The organism is Streptomyces sp. NPDC090106 (genome assembly GCF_044747265.1).
Classification (GTDB): Bacteria; Actinomycetota; Actinomycetes; order Streptomycetales; family Streptomycetaceae; genus Streptomyces.
This window is the reverse complement of sequence record NZ_JBIVDS010000004.1, coordinates 478,351-494,090: the sequence shown is the minus strand read 5'-3', so window position 1 is coordinate 494,090 and position 15,740 is coordinate 478,351. Positions and strand designations below refer to the sequence as shown.

General features: G+C 69.0%; 16 protein-coding genes. 7 read left to right on the top strand and 9 right to left on the bottom strand.

The features are described from left to right. The first annotated feature begins 99 nt into the window (after window positions 1-99). Entirely contained in the window at window positions 100-1,068 is a 969-nt protein-coding gene (gene trxB / locus ACIPSE_RS16020) for a thioredoxin-disulfide reductase (RefSeq protein ID WP_401662731.1), read from the top strand. A 46-nt stretch (window positions 1,069-1,114) separates the two neighbouring features. Further along, a complete protein-coding gene (gene trxA / locus ACIPSE_RS16015; RefSeq protein WP_007383275.1) occupies window positions 1,115-1,447 on the top strand; it encodes a thioredoxin in 333 nt (110 codons plus the stop codon). A 62-nt stretch (window positions 1,448-1,509) separates the two neighbouring features. Here trxA and ACIPSE_RS16010 read toward each other — a convergent pair whose 3' ends face one another. The 9 genes from ACIPSE_RS16010 to rpmH form a co-directional block, all read right to left on the bottom strand. Beyond that, the gene (locus tag ACIPSE_RS16010; protein WP_401662729.1) at window positions 1,510-2,127 is read right to left on the bottom strand and encodes a GNAT family N-acetyltransferase; all 618 of its coding nucleotides are present in this window, start codon (window positions 2,125-2,127) and stop codon (window positions 1,510-1,512) included. Between the two features lie 312 nt (window positions 2,128-2,439). Beyond that, on the bottom strand, window positions 2,440-3,534 hold the full coding sequence (locus ACIPSE_RS16005; RefSeq protein ID WP_401662727.1) for a ParB/RepB/Spo0J family partition protein: 1,095 nt from the start codon (window positions 3,532-3,534) through the stop codon (window positions 2,440-2,442). Continuing rightward, window positions 3,531-4,604, bottom strand: coding sequence for a ParA family protein (locus ACIPSE_RS16000; RefSeq protein WP_401663123.1), 1,074 nt, complete (start codon window positions 4,602-4,604; stop codon window positions 3,531-3,533). Before ACIPSE_RS16000 ends, ACIPSE_RS16005 begins: the two co-directional genes overlap by 4 nt. A 298-nt stretch (window positions 4,605-4,902) precedes the next feature. After that, window positions 4,903-5,619, bottom strand: coding sequence for a 16S rRNA (guanine(527)-N(7))-methyltransferase RsmG (rsmG, locus tag ACIPSE_RS15995; RefSeq protein ID WP_401662725.1), 717 nt, complete (start codon window positions 5,617-5,619; stop codon window positions 4,903-4,905). Window positions 5,620-5,739: 120 nt separating this feature from the next. Then, window positions 5,740-6,252: a protein jag gene (locus ACIPSE_RS15990; protein ID WP_401662723.1), complete on the bottom strand. Its 513-nt coding sequence runs from the start codon at window positions 6,250-6,252 to the stop codon at window positions 5,740-5,742. Window positions 6,253-6,267: 15 nt separating this feature from the next. Continuing rightward, window positions 6,268-7,566 (bottom strand): membrane protein insertase YidC, encoded by a 1,299-nt coding sequence (yidC, locus tag ACIPSE_RS15985; RefSeq protein ID WP_401662721.1) that lies wholly within the window; start codon window positions 7,564-7,566, stop codon window positions 6,268-6,270. A 3-nt stretch (window positions 7,567-7,569) separates the two neighbouring features. Beyond that, window positions 7,570-7,923, bottom strand: a complete 354-nt coding sequence (gene yidD / locus ACIPSE_RS15980; RefSeq protein ID WP_401662719.1) for a membrane protein insertion efficiency factor YidD — start codon at window positions 7,921-7,923, stop codon at window positions 7,570-7,572. Next, complete coding sequence (gene rnpA, locus ACIPSE_RS15975) at window positions 7,920-8,291, bottom strand: ribonuclease P protein component (protein WP_401662717.1); 372 nt, start codon at window positions 8,289-8,291, stop codon at window positions 7,920-7,922. Before rnpA ends, yidD begins: the two co-directional genes overlap by 4 nt. Before the next feature lie 21 nt (window positions 8,292-8,312). Continuing rightward, a complete protein-coding gene (gene rpmH / locus ACIPSE_RS15970; protein ID WP_015659252.1) occupies window positions 8,313-8,450 on the bottom strand; it encodes a 50S ribosomal protein L34 in 138 nt (45 codons plus the stop codon). A gap of 381 nt (window positions 8,451-8,831) precedes the next feature. On the opposite strand from rpmH, the gene dnaA reads away from it, so the two are divergent. From dnaA to ACIPSE_RS15945, 5 genes are all read left to right on the top strand, one after another. Further along, window positions 8,832-10,802: a chromosomal replication initiator protein DnaA gene (dnaA, locus tag ACIPSE_RS15965; RefSeq protein WP_401662715.1), complete on the top strand. Its 1,971-nt coding sequence runs from the start codon at window positions 8,832-8,834 to the stop codon at window positions 10,800-10,802. 913 nt (window positions 10,803-11,715) lie between these two features. Further along, window positions 11,716-12,846 carry a DNA polymerase III subunit beta gene (dnaN, locus tag ACIPSE_RS15960; protein ID WP_401662713.1) on the top strand — a complete coding sequence of 377 codons (1,131 nt, stop codon included), beginning with the start codon at window positions 11,716-11,718 and terminating at the stop codon, window positions 12,844-12,846. A gap of 185 nt (window positions 12,847-13,031) precedes the next feature. Continuing rightward, on the top strand, window positions 13,032-13,907 hold the full coding sequence (gene gnd, locus ACIPSE_RS15955) for a phosphogluconate dehydrogenase (NAD(+)-dependent, decarboxylating) (RefSeq protein ID WP_401662711.1): 876 nt from the start codon (window positions 13,032-13,034) through the stop codon (window positions 13,905-13,907). Between the two features lie 52 nt (window positions 13,908-13,959). Continuing rightward, window positions 13,960-15,081, top strand: coding sequence for a DNA replication/repair protein RecF (gene recF / locus ACIPSE_RS15950; protein ID WP_401662709.1), 1,122 nt, complete (start codon window positions 13,960-13,962; stop codon window positions 15,079-15,081). After that, window positions 15,078-15,608: a DUF721 domain-containing protein gene (locus ACIPSE_RS15945; protein WP_401662707.1), complete on the top strand. Its 531-nt coding sequence runs from the start codon at window positions 15,078-15,080 to the stop codon at window positions 15,606-15,608. The genes recF and ACIPSE_RS15945 overlap by 4 nt, the downstream gene beginning before the upstream one ends. The last annotated feature ends 132 nt before the right edge of the window (window positions 15,609-15,740 follow it).

The window sequence follows — 15,740 nt, the reverse complement described above, 5'->3', positions numbered from 1 at the left end:
CGGGAATGCACGCCCCGTAGGATCCGTTGGGTGGGGTGAGAGTTCTGAGAAGGGCTCCACCGGTCGTACTGACGCAGTCCAGAGACGAGGAACCAAGCCGTGAGCGACGTCCGTAACGTGATCATCATCGGCTCCGGGCCCGCCGGCTACACGGCAGCGCTCTACACCGCGCGCGCGTCGCTGAAGCCGCTGGTGTTCGAGGGCGCCGTCACCGCGGGTGGTGCGCTGATGAACACCACCGAGGTGGAGAACTTCCCGGGCTTCCAGGACGGCATCATGGGCCCCGAGCTCATGGACAACATGCGCGCCCAAGCCGAGCGTTTCGGCGCGGAGCTCATCCCGGACGACATCGTCAGCGTCGACCTGACCGGTGACATCAAGACCGTCACCGACACGGCGGGCACCGTCCACCGGGCGAAGGCCGTCATTGTCACGACCGGCTCGCAGCACCGCAAGCTGGGCCTGCCGAACGAAGACACGCTCTCCGGCCGCGGTGTCTCGTGGTGCGCCACCTGTGACGGCTTCTTCTTCAAGGACCAGGACATCGCCGTGATCGGCGGCGGTGACACGGCCATGGAGGAGGCGACCTTCCTCTCCCGCTTCGCCAAATCCGTGACGATCGTCCACCGCCGTGACAGCCTGCGCGCCTCCAAGGCGATGCAGGAGCGTGCCTTCGCCGACCCGAAGATCAAGTTCGTGTGGGACAGCGAAGTCGCCGAGATCGAGGGTGACCCGAAGCTGGCCGGGCTGAAGCTGCGCAACCTCAAGACCGGCGAGCTGTCCGACCTCGCGGTCACCGGCCTGTTCATCGCGATCGGCCACGACCCGCGCACCGAGCTGTTCAAGGGCCAGCTCGGCCTGGACGAGGAGGGCTACCTCAAGGTCTCCGCTCCCTCGACCCGGACCAACCTCACCGGCGTCTTCGGGGCCGGCGACGTCGTCGACCACACGTACCGCCAGGCGATCACCGCGGCCGGCACCGGCTGTTCCGCCGCCCTCGACGCAGAGCGCTTCCTCGCCGCCCTCGCGGACGAGGAGAACGCCGAGCCCGAGAAGACCTCTGTCTGACCTCCCCGTCCACCCACCCCACGCACCAAGAGTTAAGGAGCCCGCCGTGGCCGGCACCCTGAAGAACGTGACCGACGACTCCTTCGAGCAGGACGTCCTCAAGAGCGACAAGCCCGTCCTGGTGGACTTCTGGGCCGCCTGGTGCGGTCCGTGCCGCCAGATCGCCCCGTCGCTTGAGGCGATCGCCGCCGAGTACGGCGACAAGATCGAGATCGTCAAGCTCAACATCGACGAGAACCCGGGTACGGCCGCCAAGTACGGCGTCATGTCCATCCCGACCCTGAACGTCTACCAGGGTGGCGAGGTCGCCAAGACCATCGTCGGCGCGAAGCCGAAGGCCGCGATCGTGCGCGACCTCGAGGACTTCATCGCCGAGTAATGTTTCACGTGAAACACGCATGGGCCAGCCCCCTCGGGCTGGCCCATTGTCGTTCCCGTCCCCTACAAGGGACGCAGCGCGGGTTCCTTCTGGACCGCCCCCAGAAGCCGGTCCAGCGCCATCTCGACGTCTTCCTTCCAGGAGAGCGTCGTCCGCAGCTCCAGCCTGAGGCGGGGGTGCAGCGGATGAAGGCGGACCGTCTTGAAGCCCACGGCGAGCAGATGGTCGGCGGGCAGCAGACAGGCCGGCTCCTGCCAACGGGCGTCCCCGAACGCCTCGATGGCCTTGAAGCCCCTGCGCAGCAGATCCTTCGCGACCGTCTGGACCATCACACGGCCCAGCCCCTGCCCCTGATAGCCCGGCATGATGAACGCCGTCATCAACTGCACCGCGTCGGGAGAGACGGGGCTCGTGGGGAACGCCGTCGAGCGGGGGACATAGGCGGGCGGGGCGTAGAGCACGAAGCCGACGGGCACGTCGTCGACGTACACGACCCTGCCGCAGGATCCCCAGTCCAGCAGGACGGCGGAGATCCAGCCTTCCTTCTCCAGAGCGGGGGTTCCCGCCTTTACCGCGGCTTCCCCGCTGACGGGGTCGAGCTCCCAGAAGACACACGAGCGACAACGCTGGGGAAGGTCCGGAAGGTTGTCCAGCGTGAGCGGTACGAGCCGACGCCCCATGAAGGCTGTTCCTCGCTTCCCTCGCCCGCGGCATCGCGGGCGGCCGTCAGAGCGCTGCGCTCCCTGAGCAGGCTGCCGACGAATCCGCCGACCGCGCCCAGTCCCAGGCCCGCGCTCACCAGTCCGCTGCGGCTCACCGTTCGCATGACCCCTGCCTCCCCTGAAAGGTGCTGCCGGGTGGATGCGCCGTACCCGAACGCATCGTATCCACGATGTGATTCCGTCGACACCGCCTGAAAGCAAAGAGCGGGCTGTGTCCGGTCCACACCGGTCACAGCCCGCTCCGTCGGCCTTGTCGAGCCGCCAGGAGGGTCAGTCCTCCGTGTCCTCGGAGTCCCCGTCCAGAAGGCTCTTCTGCAGGACCGGTCCCTCACCCGGGGCCAGCGAGCTGAGGATGCGTTCCAGGTCGTCCATGGACGCGAACTCGACCGTGATCTTGCCCTTCTTCTGGCCCAGGTCGACCTTCACCCGCGTCTCGAAGCGGTCCGAGAGCCGGGTCGCCAGGTCGCTCAGCGCCGGGGAGACCCGGGTGCCGGCACGCGGTCCCTTGGAGCGCTGAGCCGTCTGGGGACGCGAACCCATGAGGGTCACGATCTCCTCGACGGCACGCACCGAGAGGCCCTCGGCCACGATGCGGTGAGCCAGCCGGTCCTGCTCCTCCGAGTCCTCGACGGAGAGCAGCGCCCGCGCGTGTCCGGCGGAGAGCACCCCGGCGGCCACCCGGCGCTGGACCGCCGGCGAGAGCTTCAGCAGACGCAGGGTGTTGGAGACCTGCGGACGGGAGCGTCCGATGCGGTCCGCCAACTGGTCGTGCGTGCAGTTGAAGTCCTTGAGCAACTGGTCGTAGGCCGCGGCCTCTTCCAGCGGGTTGAGCTGTGCCCGGTGCAGGTTCTCCAGGAGGGCGTCCAGGAGAAGCTTGTCGTCGTCCGTGGACCGGACGATCGCCGGGATCGCCTCCAGGCCGGCCTCCCGGCTGGCCCGCCAGCGCCGCTCGCCCATGATGAGCTCGTAGCGTCCGGCACCGGCCTGCCGTACGACGACCGGCTGGAGCAGGCCGACCTCCTGGATGGAGGTGACGAGCTCCTGCAGAGCGTCCTCGTCGAAGACCTCACGCGGCTGACGCGGGTTCGGCGTGATGGAGTCGAGGGGGAGCTCGGCGAAGTAGGCGCCCAGGGGAGGCGCGGGCGTCTCCAGGGCTCCGATCGGCTCCTCGGTTTCATGTGAAACAGGCGGCAGCGTGGCGACCTTCGCAGCGGCCACTCCGCGGTCGGTGGTCAGCACCGGAACCGCCGTCGGGGAGGAGGCGGGGCCGCCACCGCTCACCGCGGGCGGAGCCACCGTCTTGTCCGCCGGTCCAGGGATGAGTGCGCCGAGACCGCGACCCAAACCCCTCCGTCGCTCGCTCACTGGATCCCCTCCACCATGCTCGGGTTGCTCTGGGCGCCGATATGGGCCTGCGTCGGGTCGTAGTTGACGCCGACACCCCTCAACGCGATCTCTCGTGCCGCCTCAAGGTAGGACAGCGCACCGCTGGACCCCGGATCGTAGGTCAGCACCGTCTGTCCGTAGCTCGGCGCCTCGGAGATACGGACCGAGCGGGGAATGCTCGTCCGCAGCACCTCGTCACCGAAGTGAGTGCGCACCTCGTCCGCGACCTGGGACGCGAGGCGCGTCCGGCCGTCGTACATGGTGAGCAGGATCGTCGATACATGCAGGGCGGGGTTGAGGTGCCCCCGCACCAGGTCGACGTTGCGCAGCAACTGGCCCAGGCCCTCCAGCGCGTAGTACTCGCACTGGATCGGGATGAGGACCTCTGCTCCGGCCACCAGCGCGTTGACCGTCAGAAGGCCGAGCGAGGGCGGGCAGTCGATGAGGATGTAGTCCAGCGGCTGTTCATAGGCCCGGATGGCTCGCTCAAGGCGGCTCTCCCGGGCGACCAGAGACACCAGCTCGATCTCCGCACCGGCGAGATCGATCGTGGCGGGCGCGCAGAACAGTCCCTCGACATCCGGGACCGGCTGGACGACTTCGGAGAGCGGCCTGCTGTCCACCAACACGTCGTAGATGGACGGAACTTCGGCGTGGTGGTCGATCCCCAGTGCCGTGGAGGCGTTCCCCTGGGGGTCAAGGTCGATCACCAGGACACGGCCACCATGCAGAGCCAGCGAAGCGGCAAGATTGACGGTCGTCGTCGTCTTGCCCACCCCGCCCTTCTGGTTGGCGACGACCATGACCCGGGTCTGCTCAGGCCGGGGCAGGCCCTCGCCGGCGCGGCCGAGAGCCTCTACCGCCAGTTGGGCAGCACGACCGATCGGAGTGTCGTCCATGGGGGGCGGTGTTTCACGTGAAACATCCTCCCCCATCGATTCGGTACGGGGACCGGGGACCGGATCGGTCATCGGTCCCGCGATGTTGGCGTCGGACCGCAAGGATTCACTCTCCTCGACTTCAGGCTCGCAATGAACAGAGCCTCCCATGTCTTCGGGGTCGTGAACCAGTGAGGCCTGGTGTTGTGTGGAGAAAACCACCTCTGTGGACAACTCCGTGCCCCTCAAGGGGGGCGGAGCGTCATCAGAAGAGCTCTCTCCGAGAGATCCGAGGGGCTTGCGGTCGCGAGCCGTGGCCGCAGCGCGGCCACGGCTGATGATGCCCTGCAGCAGTGAGCGACGTTTCACGTGAAACACGATGCACAGCAGTCAGGGCCGAACTGTCGCGACACTCCGGCATGCGTAGGTTTGGCAGCTTGTGTGGAGTACGACTCGTCGTCAGGACGGATCAGCGGCGTCGGCGCGTCCGCCCGGTGCGAGCGGCCTTGGCCCGCTTGGCCGCAAAGCGCACCCCTCCGGGGCTCTCGCCGACCTCGACCCGCACCACGGTGGACAGCGGATCGACCACTCCCTCACCCACATGCAGGATCGATGTCTCCACCGCGCCGAGCTTGCTGAGCGCCGTGGAAGACGCCTTCAGCTCCTCCTCGGCCGTATCACCCTTGAGGGCGAGCATCTCGCCGTACGGGCGCAGCAGGGGCACGCCCCAGGTCGCCAGGCGGTCCAGCGGGGCGACCGCTCGCGCCGTCACGACATGGACCGGAGGCAGCTTGCCCATGACCTCCTCGGCACGGCCCCGCATGACCGTCACATGGTCCAGGCCCAGCAGCTCGACGACCTCGGTGAGGAAGGTCGTGCGCCGCAGCAGCGGCTCCAGGAGCGTGATCTTCAGATCGCCCCGGACGAGCGCGAGGGGAATGCCGGGCAGGCCGGCACCGGAGCCGACGTCGCACACCGTCACGCCCTCGGGAACGACCTCGGAGAGCACCGCACAGTTGAGAATGTGCCGCTCCCACAGCCGGGGCACCTCGCGCGGCCCGATCAGACCGCGCTGGACACCCGCCTCGGCGAGCAGCTCCGCGTATCGGACCGCGTCGTCGAAGCGATCGCCGAACACCACGCGTGCCTGCTCGGGCGCAGGGGGAAGCTCCGCTGCCTCCGTCACGGGGGACCGTCCTTCCGTACCGTGCCGCCGCACCCCGGGCGGCACCATCAGAACTATCAGGCTGACAAAGTTCGGCCCCGTCTGCTCTACAGACGGGGCCGGAGGAACGTACTGGACCGATCAGGCGGGAAGCACGACGACGAAGCGCTGCGGCTCCTCGCCCTCGGACTCGCTGCGCAGGCCGGCGGCCTTGACGGCGTCGTGGACGACCTTGCGCTCGAACGGCGTCATCGGCTGGAGCTTCACGGGCTCGCCGGTGTTCTTGACGTCGGCGGCGGCCTTGGCACCCAGCTCGGACAGCTCGGCACGCTTCTTGGCGCGGTATCCGCCGATGTCCAGCATCAGACGGCTGCGGTCACCGGTCTCCCGGTGCACGGCCAGGCGCGTCAGCTCCTGCAGCGCCTCCAGCACCTCGCCGTCACGGCCGACCAGCTTCTGCAGGTCTCGGCCGCCGGCGTCGCTGATGATCGAGACAGCGGCGCGGTCGGCCTCGACGTCCATGTCGATGTCGCCGTCGAGATCGGCGATGTCCAGCAGACCCTCGAGGTAGTCCGCCGCGATCTCGCCCTCCTGCTCCAGGCGGGTCAGGGTGTCTGCACCCTCGGCGGCGGCGGAGGTGGTGCCTTCCGTCACGGGATGGGCTCCTTCTTACTTCTTGGACGGGGACTTGGGGCGCTGCTGGCCCTTGCGCTGCCCGGACTGGGCCCGGCTGCGGCCATTGCCCGGCTGCTGCTTCTTGGCCGCGGGCTTCGCGTCCTCGGGCTTGGTGTCCTCGGGCTCGGCGGACTTGCTCAGCGACGTCGTGGCCGACGACGGCTCGGCCTCGACCTCGTCGGCGGGCTTCGCGGCGGAGGCCGCACCGGACTGCCGCTGGGACTTGCTCTGCCGCTTCGGCTGCTGGCGCTTGGGGGCGCCGGTGGCGGGCGTACCGTCCTCGGCCAGGGCGGTGGTCTGGGCCTCGCCCTTCACCACCGTGCCGTCGGCCTGGGCCACGAGGCTTTCCTTGGTCAGCGCGTTGATGAACTTGCGCTCGAACTCGTTGCGGTCACGGCCCTTGGCGACGATCGCCTTGACGATGGTGCGCTCGCTGCGGCGGCGGGTCTTGCCGTGCTCCGTGACGTGCTTGGTGAGGCGATCCAGGTAGGCGGCCTGGGCCTTGGAACCCGGGGTCGGGTTGTTGCGGATCACGTACATCTGCTGGCCCATGGTCCACACATTGGTGGTCAGCCAGTAGACGAGGACACCGACGGGGAAGTTGATACCGAAGACGGCGAACATGACGGGGAAGACGTACATCAGCATCTTCTGCTGCTGCATGAACGGGGTCTTCACCGTGGTGTCGACGTTCTTCGTCATCAGCTGGCGCTGGGTGAAGAACTGCGACGCCGACATCAGGACGATCATGATCGCGGTGACGACACGGACGTCGGTGAGAGAGGCACCAAGCGCCTCCACCTTCGCCGAGCCGTCGGTGAACTTCGCCGCCAGCGGAGCCCCGAAGATGTGCGCCTTCTGCGCGCTCTCCAGGAGGCTCTTGTTGATCACGCCGATGGTGTCGCCCGTGGCGATGCCGTTGAGCACGTGGTACAGGGCGAAGAAGAACGGGGACTGCGCCAGGATGGGAAGGCACGAGGAGAGCGGGTTGGTGCCCGTCTCCTTGTACAGCTTCATCATCTCTTCGGACTGACGCTGTTTGTCGTTCTTGTAGCGCTCCTGGATCTTCTTCATCTCGGGCTGGAGCGTCTGCATGGCCCGCGTCGACTTGATCTGCTTCACGAAGAGCGGGATCAGGCAGATACGGATCAGGATCACGAGGGACACGATCGACAGGCCCCAGGCCCAGCCGGTGTCAGGGCCGAAGATGGCGCCGTACACCTTGTGGAACTGGACGATGACCCAGGAGACGGGTGTCGTGATGAAGCTGAACAGGCTGGCAATCGTGTCCACTAATCATGCTCCTTGGGCATGGGACGGTGTCTCTGCGGCCGGGCTCGAAGAACCGTGGTCTTCGGGGGCCGTTTCGGCGGCGGAGGTCCCGCCCTTGCGTGCGCGCCACGCGTTCCGCAGCATCTCGTGCCACCGTGGACGCTTGCGCTCGGGCACATAGTCCACACCGCCCAGCGACCAGGGATTGCATCGCAGGATGCGCCACGCGGTGAGGGCGGTGCCCTTGATCGCGCCGTGCCGGTCGATCGCGGTGTAGCCGTAGTGCGAGCACGACGGGTAGTACTTGCAGACCGGCCCCAGCAGTGGACTGATCGTCCACTGGTACAGCTTGATCAGAGCCAGCAGCGGGTACTTCATCGCGCGCCCCCTCCCAGTAGCCGTTCGATGGCGGCATCCAGGTCCTGGGCCAGCGTTGCAGGGTCGGCGTCACCCGAACCGGGCAGCGCTCGTACGACTACCAGGCTACCGGGGGGCAGCCGATCGACCCGGTCACGCATCAGATGGCGAAGCCTGCGCTTCACCTTGTTGCGGACGACCGCGCCGCCCACGGCTTTGCTGACAACGAAACCCGCACGCGTCGGGGGAGCGCTCTCCCCAGGCGCGTGCGGGTCCGTTGCACCGCTACGAAGATGGACGACGAGGGACGGGCGGCCTGCCCGGCGCCCTCGTCGTACCGCGGTCGCGAAGTCCTCGCGCCGCCTCAGCCGGTTCTCGGTGGGCAGCACGATGGCATGACCTGACCGGGATCAGGCGGACAGGCTGGCGCGACCCTTGGCACGACGGTTCGCGAGAATCGCGCGGCCAGCACGGGTACGCATCCGCAGGCGGAAGCCGTGGGTCTTGGCGCGACGACGGTTGTTCGGCTGGAAGGTGCGCTTGCTCACTCGGGGGCTCCAGAGATTAATCGGTGGTGGCGGGTGCCGTCCTGGCTGTCACCGTGCGCCCACGAGTAGCTCTCGTTACGCCCGAGTGCACCGCTTCCCGATCACCTGACGCGATCTGTGCCCATCGGAGGCAGGCGGCAGCAGCCATCGACAACTCGACCTGGTTACGGTACGCGCGGCTACGCCATCCGGTCAAACCAGCGGTCACCGGGAGACACTATCCACAGCCTGGGGACAACAACTTGAACCGCACCCGTCGCCCTGACTACCGTGGCTGAACTCAGATTCGTTCCCTTGTCCCCTTGATTCTGGCTCCGCCCCTTTTGAATCCCGACCCGTCCCATGTCACACGTTCGTGGGACCTGTGAGAGAGCGTGCCCTGTGGCTGACGTACCTGCCGATCTTGCCGCAGTGTGGCCACGAGTACTGGAGCACCTTCTCGGCGAGGGCCGCGGACAGGGTGTGGAGGTCAAGGACGAGCACTGGATCCGTCGCTGCCAGCCCCTCGCGCTGGTCGCCGACACCGCGCTGCTCGCCGTACCGAACGAATTCGCCAAGGGCGTACTGGAGGGCCGTCTGGCCCCCATCGTCAGCGACACCCTGAGCCGGGAGTGCGGGCGCCCGATCCGTATCGCGATCACCGTCGACGACTCCGTCGGCGAACCCTCCGCCCCGCCGGCCCCCCAGCAGCCCCGCCCCCCGCAGCGCTACGAGGAGCCCGAGCTCCCGAGCGGTCAGTACGAGGGGTACGGCCGCCACCGCGCCGACGAGCACCGCCAGGGCCGTCCCGACGAGCACCGTCCGGGGCGCCCCGACCAGATGCCCGGCGGCCCCGGCGACCAGCTGCCCACCGCGCGCCCCGCCTATCCGGGCGAGTACCAGCGCCCCGAGCCCGGCGCCTGGCCCCGCCCGCAGCAGGACGAGTACGGCTGGCAGCAGCCCCGGCTCGGTTTCCCCGAGCGCGACCCGTACGCGACACCGCCCGCGCAGGAGCCGTACGGTCAGGACTCCTACTCCTCGCCGGCCCAGGACTACCGCCAGCAGCCGAGGGACCGCTCGCCGTACGACGGCGGCCAGCGCGACGGCTACGAGCAGCAGCGGTCCGACTACGACCAGGGGCGCCCGGACTACGACAGCCCGCGCTCCGACTACGACGCTCCCCGCGGCGACTACGACCGCCCCGGACCGCGCCGCGACCTGTCCGAGCCGTCCTCCGGTGACGGCCCCGGGCACCGCGGCGGTCCGGCGCTGTCCGCGCCCAGCGGCGCCCCTGGCCCGCTGGCGGCGAAGCCCGCGCCGGCGAGCGGCCCCGGCGAGCCGACCGCGCGGCTGAACCCCAAGTACCTCTTCGACACGTTCGTCATCGGCGCCTCCAACCGCTTCGCGCACGCGGCCGCGGTCGCCGTCGCCGAGGCGCCGGCCAAGGCGTACAACCCCCTCTTCATCTACGGGGAGTCGGGCCTCGGCAAGACGCACCTGCTGCACGCGATCGGGCACTACGCGCGCAGCCTGTATCCCGGCACGCGCGTGCGGTACGTGAGCTCGGAGGAGTTCACCAACGAGTTCATCAACTCCATCCGCGACGGCAAGGGCGACAGCTTCCGCAAGCGGTACCGCGAGATGGACATCCTGCTCGTCGACGACATCCAGTTCCTCGCGGACAAGGAGTCGACGCAGGAGGAGTTCTTCCACACCTTCAACACGCTCCACAACGCGAACAAGCAGATCGTGCTCTCCAGCGACCGGCCGCCCAAGCAGCTGGTGACGCTGGAGGACCGGCTGCGCAACCGGTTCGAGTGGGGCCTGATCACCGACGTCCAGCCGCCCGAGCTGGAGACGCGGATCGCGATCCTGCGCAAGAAGGCGGTCCAGGAGCAGCTCAACGCCCCGCCGGAGGTGCTGGAGTTCATCGCCTCCCGGATCTCGCGGAACATCCGTGAGCTGGAGGGCGCGCTGATCCGGGTGACGGCCTTCGCGTCGCTCAACCGGCAGCCGGTGGACCTCGGCCTCACCGAGATCGTCCTCAAGGACCTGATCCCGGGGGGCGACGACTCGGCCCCGGAGATCACGTCCACGGCCATCATGAGCGCGACCGCCGACTACTTCGGTCTCACCGTCGAGGACCTCTGCGGCACCTCGCGCGGGCGGGCGCTCGTGACGGCCCGCCAGATCGCCATGTATCTGTGCCGGGAGCTCACGGACCTCTCGCTGCCGAAGATCGGGGCGCTGTTCGGCGGCCGGGACCACACGACCGTCATGCACGCGGACCGCAAGATCCGCAATCTGATGGCCGAGCGGCGCTCCATCTACAACCAGGTGACCGAGCTGACGAACCGCATCAAGAACGGCTGAGAGAGCCGCTCACCCGCCGTCGCAGAGCGCTGAGGGCGCCTCCGGGACCAGTTCCCGGAGGCGCCCTTCGTCGTACCCGGGGGCGCTCTTCGTCGTTCCCGGGGTCGTCCCTCGTCGTACCCGCGTCCTCGGCTGTTCGATTAGCCGCCGGGTTACGGCCTCCCTCCACAGATTGGGAGACTTTCTTGCGTCCACATCCTGGGGACTGGGAAGTTGTCCAGATCGCCGTCCACAGGGCCGCTGGTGAGAGAGCGTCAGGCCAGGTCAGGTGCCTGTGGATTCGTGGACGAAGAGTATCCACAGACTGTGGACAGAGAACTGGTCCACACCCTGTGCATGAAGTTGTCCACCGACAACCCACAGGCTGAGGCGGGTTGTCCCCAGTGAGGGACAGTTTCTCCACACCGCTGTCCACTGTTCGGCAACGCGACGCGGCCGCTCACCGCGTCGAGTGAAAGGCGTCACACGAAGGTGCCGGGTTGGCCTGTGGGAAAGGTGGGTAAACCTGGGGACGCCGCTGGGGACAAGTCGCCCCGTCCTGTGCATGGAGTGTGCAGAACTTTCTGTTCTCCACAGAAGAGGCGAGTTGTCCACCGCCTCCGCCCACAGGACCAGTGGACAAAATTCCTAGCCTGACCTGCGGAAACGCGTTTATACACTGTATCCACAGCCCCTACTACTACTCCCAACTAGAGAGAGCTGGGAATCCGTTTAGAAGGGGGTCCTGTGCACAACTCGCTGTCCGGCTCCCGACTGCCCCTCGTCACGACTTGACCCCGAGAGGCACCTACTGTCAGTGGGGTGCGTCAGACTGTTCCCCGGTGTCCTTCCCCTCACAGGGCCTGACGACACCGAGACAGACGACGAAGCCAGGCAGGCCGAGCAGCGCCGGCAACAGCAGGAGGCGGCAACAGTGAAGATCCGGGTGGAACGCGACGTACTCGCGGAGGCCGTGGCCTGGGCGGCACGCAGCCTCCCGGCCCGTCCGCCGGCGCCTGTCCTCGCCGGCCTCCTGCTGAAGGCCGAGGACGGTCAGCTCAGCCTCTCCAGCTTCGACTACGAGGTCTCCGCCAAGGTGGGCGTCGAGGCCGAGGTCGAGGAAGAGGGCACCGTGCTGGTGTCCGGCCGGCTGCTCGCCGACATCTGCCGCGCCCTGCCCAACCGGCCGGTGGAGATCTCCACAGACGGTGTACGGGCGACCGTGGTCTGCGGCTCCTCGCGCTTCACGCTCCACACCCTGCCCGTGGAGGAGTACCCGGCCCTGCCGCAGATGCCCACCGCGACCGGCACGGTCCCCGGTGAGGTCTTCGCCTCCGCCGCCTCCCAGGTCGCCATCGCGGCCGGCCGTGACGACACGCTGCCGGTCCTCACCGGTGTGCGCATCGAGATCGAGGGCGACACCGTCACCCTCGCCTCCACCGACCGCTACCGCTTCGCGGTCCGCGAGTTCCTGTGGAAGCCGGAGAACCCCGAGGCGTCCGCGGTGGCCCTGGTGCCCGCCAAGACGCTCCTGGACACCGCCAAGGCGCTCACGAGCGGCGACAGCGTCACCCTGGCGCTCTCCGGCTCCGGCGCGGGCGAGGGCCTGATCGGCTTCGAGGGCGCCGGCCGCCGTACGACGACCCGCCTCCTGGAGGGCGACCTCCCGAAGTACCGCACGCTGTTCCCGACGGAGTTCAACTCCGTCGCCGTCATCGAGACCGCCCCCTTCGTGGAGGCCGTCAAGCGTGTGGCCCTGGTCGCCGAGCGCAACACCCCGGTGCGGCTGAGCTTCGAGCAGGGCGTGCTGATCCTGGAGGCCGGTTCCAGCGACGACGCACAGGCTGTGGAGCGCGTCGACGCCAACCTGGAGGGCGACGACATCTCGATCGCCTTCAACCCGACCTTCCTGCTGGACGGCCTCAGCGCGATCGACTCCCCGGTCGCCCAGCTCTCCTTCACGACGTCCACCAAGCCCGCGCTGCTCAGCGGCAAGCCCGCGCTGGACGCGGAGGCGGACGACGCCTACAAGTACCTGATCATGCCGGTGCGCCTCAGCGGCTGAGCCCCGTCCGGGCACCAGGAGTTATCCCCAGGCCGTGGAAACGGTGAGCCCGGTCTGGGGAAAGTCCGCAGGTGGGGACGTACGTATGAGCGCGTATGCCCACAGGTGTGCGTGAGCGTCCGGGTTTAGGCTCGGACATGGGTACGAAGGTCCCACTCACGCCACAGCAACCTAAGGAACAACTGATGGAGCTCGGTCTCGTCGGCCTCGGCAAGATGGGCGGCAACATGCGCGAGCGGATCCGCCGCGCGGGCCACACCGTCGTCGGATACGACCGCAACCCGGACCTCGCCGACGTCCACAGCCTCGAAGAGCTGGTGGGCAGGCTCAAGGGCCCGCGCGTGGTGTGGGTGATGGTCCCGGCCGGCGCCGCGACCCAGTCGACCGTCGACGAGCTGGCCGAACTGCTGGAGCCCGGCGACGTCGTCGTGGACGGCGGCAACTCCCGCTGGACGGACGACGAGAAGCACGCCGAGGAGCTCGCCGCCAAGGGCATCGGCTTCGTCGACTGCGGTGTCTCCGGCGGCGTCTGGGGCCTGGAGAACGGCTACGCGCTCATGTACGGCGGCGACGCGGAGAACGTCGCGAAGGTGCAGCCGGTCTTCGACGCGCTGAAGCCTGAGGGCGACTTCGGCTCGGTGCACGCGGGCAAGGTCGGTGCCGGCCACTTCGCGAAGATGGTCCACAACGGCATCGAGTACGCCATGATGCAGGCCTACGCCGAGGGCTGGGAGCTCCTGGAGAAGGTCGACTCCGTCACCGACGTCCGCGAGGTCTTCCGCTCCTGGCAGGAGGGGACGGTCATCCGCTCCTGGCTCCTCGACCTGGCCGTGAACGCCTTGGACGACGACGAGCACCTGGACAAGCTCCGCGGCTACGCCCAGGACTCCGGCGAGGGCCGCTGGACGGTCGAGGCCGCCATCGACAACGCGGTGCCGCTCCCGGCGATCACCGCGTCGCTGTTCGCGCGGTTCGCGTCCCGCCAGGACGACTCCCCGCAGATGAAGATGATCGCCGCGCTGCGCAACCAGTTCGGCGGCCACGCGGTCGAGAAGAAGTAATCCACAGGGCTGTGCAGCACAGCCCGCGCACCGGGGGAGGTCACGCCCGACCATGCACGTCACGCATCTGTCGCTGGCCGACTTCCGCTCGTACGCCCGGGTCGAGGTTCCGCTCGACCCGGGCGTCACCGCGTTCGTGGGCCCCAACGGACAGGGCAAGACGAACCTGGTCGAGGCCGTCGGCTATCTCGCCACCCTCGGCAGCCACCGCGTCTCCTCGGACGCGCCCCTGGTCCGCATGGGCGCCGAGCGGGCGGTGATCCGGGCCCAGGTCCGCCAGGGCGAGCGGCAGCAGCTGGTCGAGCTCGAGCTGAACCCGGGCCGGGCGAACCGCGCGAGGATCAACAGGTCGTCGCAGGTCAGACCACGTGACGTGCTCGGCATCGTACGCACGGTGCTGTTCGCGCCGGAGGACCTGGCCCTGGTGAAGGGCGACCCCGGCGAGCGGCGCCGGTTCCTCGACGAGCTGGTCACCGCGCGCTCCCCGCGGATGGCGGGCGTGCGCTCCGACTACGACCGCGTCCTCAAGCAGCGCAACACCCTCCTGAAGTCGGCCGCCCTCGCCCGCAGGCACGGCGGCCGCTCGATGGACCTCTCCACCCTCGACGTCTGGGACCAGCACCTCGCGCGCGTGGGCGCCGAGCTGCTCGCCCAGCGGCTCGACCTGATCGCCGCGCTCCAGCCGCTGGCCGACAAGGCGTACGAGCAGCTCGCCCCCGGCGGCGGGCCGATCGCCCTGGAGTACAAGCCGTCCGCGCCCGGCGAGGCCCACACCCGGGACGACCTGTACGAGCAGCTGACGGCGGCGCTCGCGGAGGCCCGCAAGCAGGAGATCGAGCGGGGCGTGACCCTCGTGGGCCCGCACCGGGACGACGTGACGCTCAAGCTCGGCCAGCTCCCCGCCAAGGGGTACGCCTCGCACGGAGAGTCCTGGTCGTACGCCCTGGCGCTGCGGCTCGCGTCGTACGACCTGCTGCGCGCGGAGGGCAACGAGCCGGTGCTCGTCCTCGACGACGTGTTCGCCGAGCTGGACACCCGGCGCCGTGAGCGGCTGGCGGAGATGGTGGCGCCGGGCGAGCAGGTGCTGGTGACGGCCGCGGTCGACGACGACGTGCCGCATCTGCTGGCGGGGGCGCGCTACTCGGTGTCCGACGGGGTGGTGGAGCGCGCGTGAGCGGCAAGGACGAGCCCGCGACCACCCCTGAGCCCTCGGGCGTCGACCTCGCGCGCGTGGCCCTGCGCGCGGCCAAGGAGGCGGCCCGCGCGCGCGGGGACGCGGCGCAGCAGAAGAAGCAGGCCCGGCGCGGCGGTCTGCGCTCCGGCGCGCGCGCCGACGGGCGGGACCCGATGGCGCTGGGCGCGGCGATCAACCGGCTGATCGGCGAGCGCGGCTGGGAGGCGCCGGCGGCGGTCGGCGGGGTCATGGGGCGCTGGCCGGAGATCGTCGGCGAGGACGTGGCCAAGCACTGCGTGCCGGAGCGCTACGACGAGGACGAGCGGGTGCTCCTGGTGCGCTGCGACTCCACGGCGTGGGCGACCAACCTGCGGCTGCTGGCCCCCACGCTGGTCGCCCGGCTCAACGAGGACCTGGGCCACGGGGCGGTGCGGATCATCAAGGTGCAGGGCCCGAACGGCCCCAACCGGCGCTACGGTCCGCTGCGCGCCCCGGGCAGCACAGGCCCTGGTGACACCTACGGGTGACCCTCCAAACCCTGGGTGACAGACATCACACGAACGGCCGTCGGCGGCTCCTCGGGAGCGCCGGCGGCCGTCGTCTCGTACGACCGCACGCGGTTGCGAACTGCGACGTGACTCCCAAGTAGCCAAGGGTTG

Coding starts and splice junctions, on each gene's coding strand:
- ACIPSE_RS16010 (WP_401662729.1), bottom strand. CDS start 2,127: ATGGGGCGTCGGCTCGTACCGCTCACGCTGGACAACCTTCCGGACCTT.
- ACIPSE_RS16000 (WP_401663123.1), bottom strand. CDS start 4,604: ATGGGAGGCTCTGTTCATTGCGAGCCTGAAGTCGAGGAGAGTGAATCC.
- yidD (WP_401662719.1), bottom strand. CDS start 7,923: ATGAAGTACCCGCTGCTGGCTCTGATCAAGCTGTACCAGTGGACGATC.
- gnd (WP_401662711.1), top strand. CDS start 13,032: ATGGAGCTCGGTCTCGTCGGCCTCGGCAAGATGGGCGGCAACATGCGC.
- recF (WP_401662709.1), top strand. CDS start 13,960: ATGCACGTCACGCATCTGTCGCTGGCCGACTTCCGCTCGTACGCCCGG.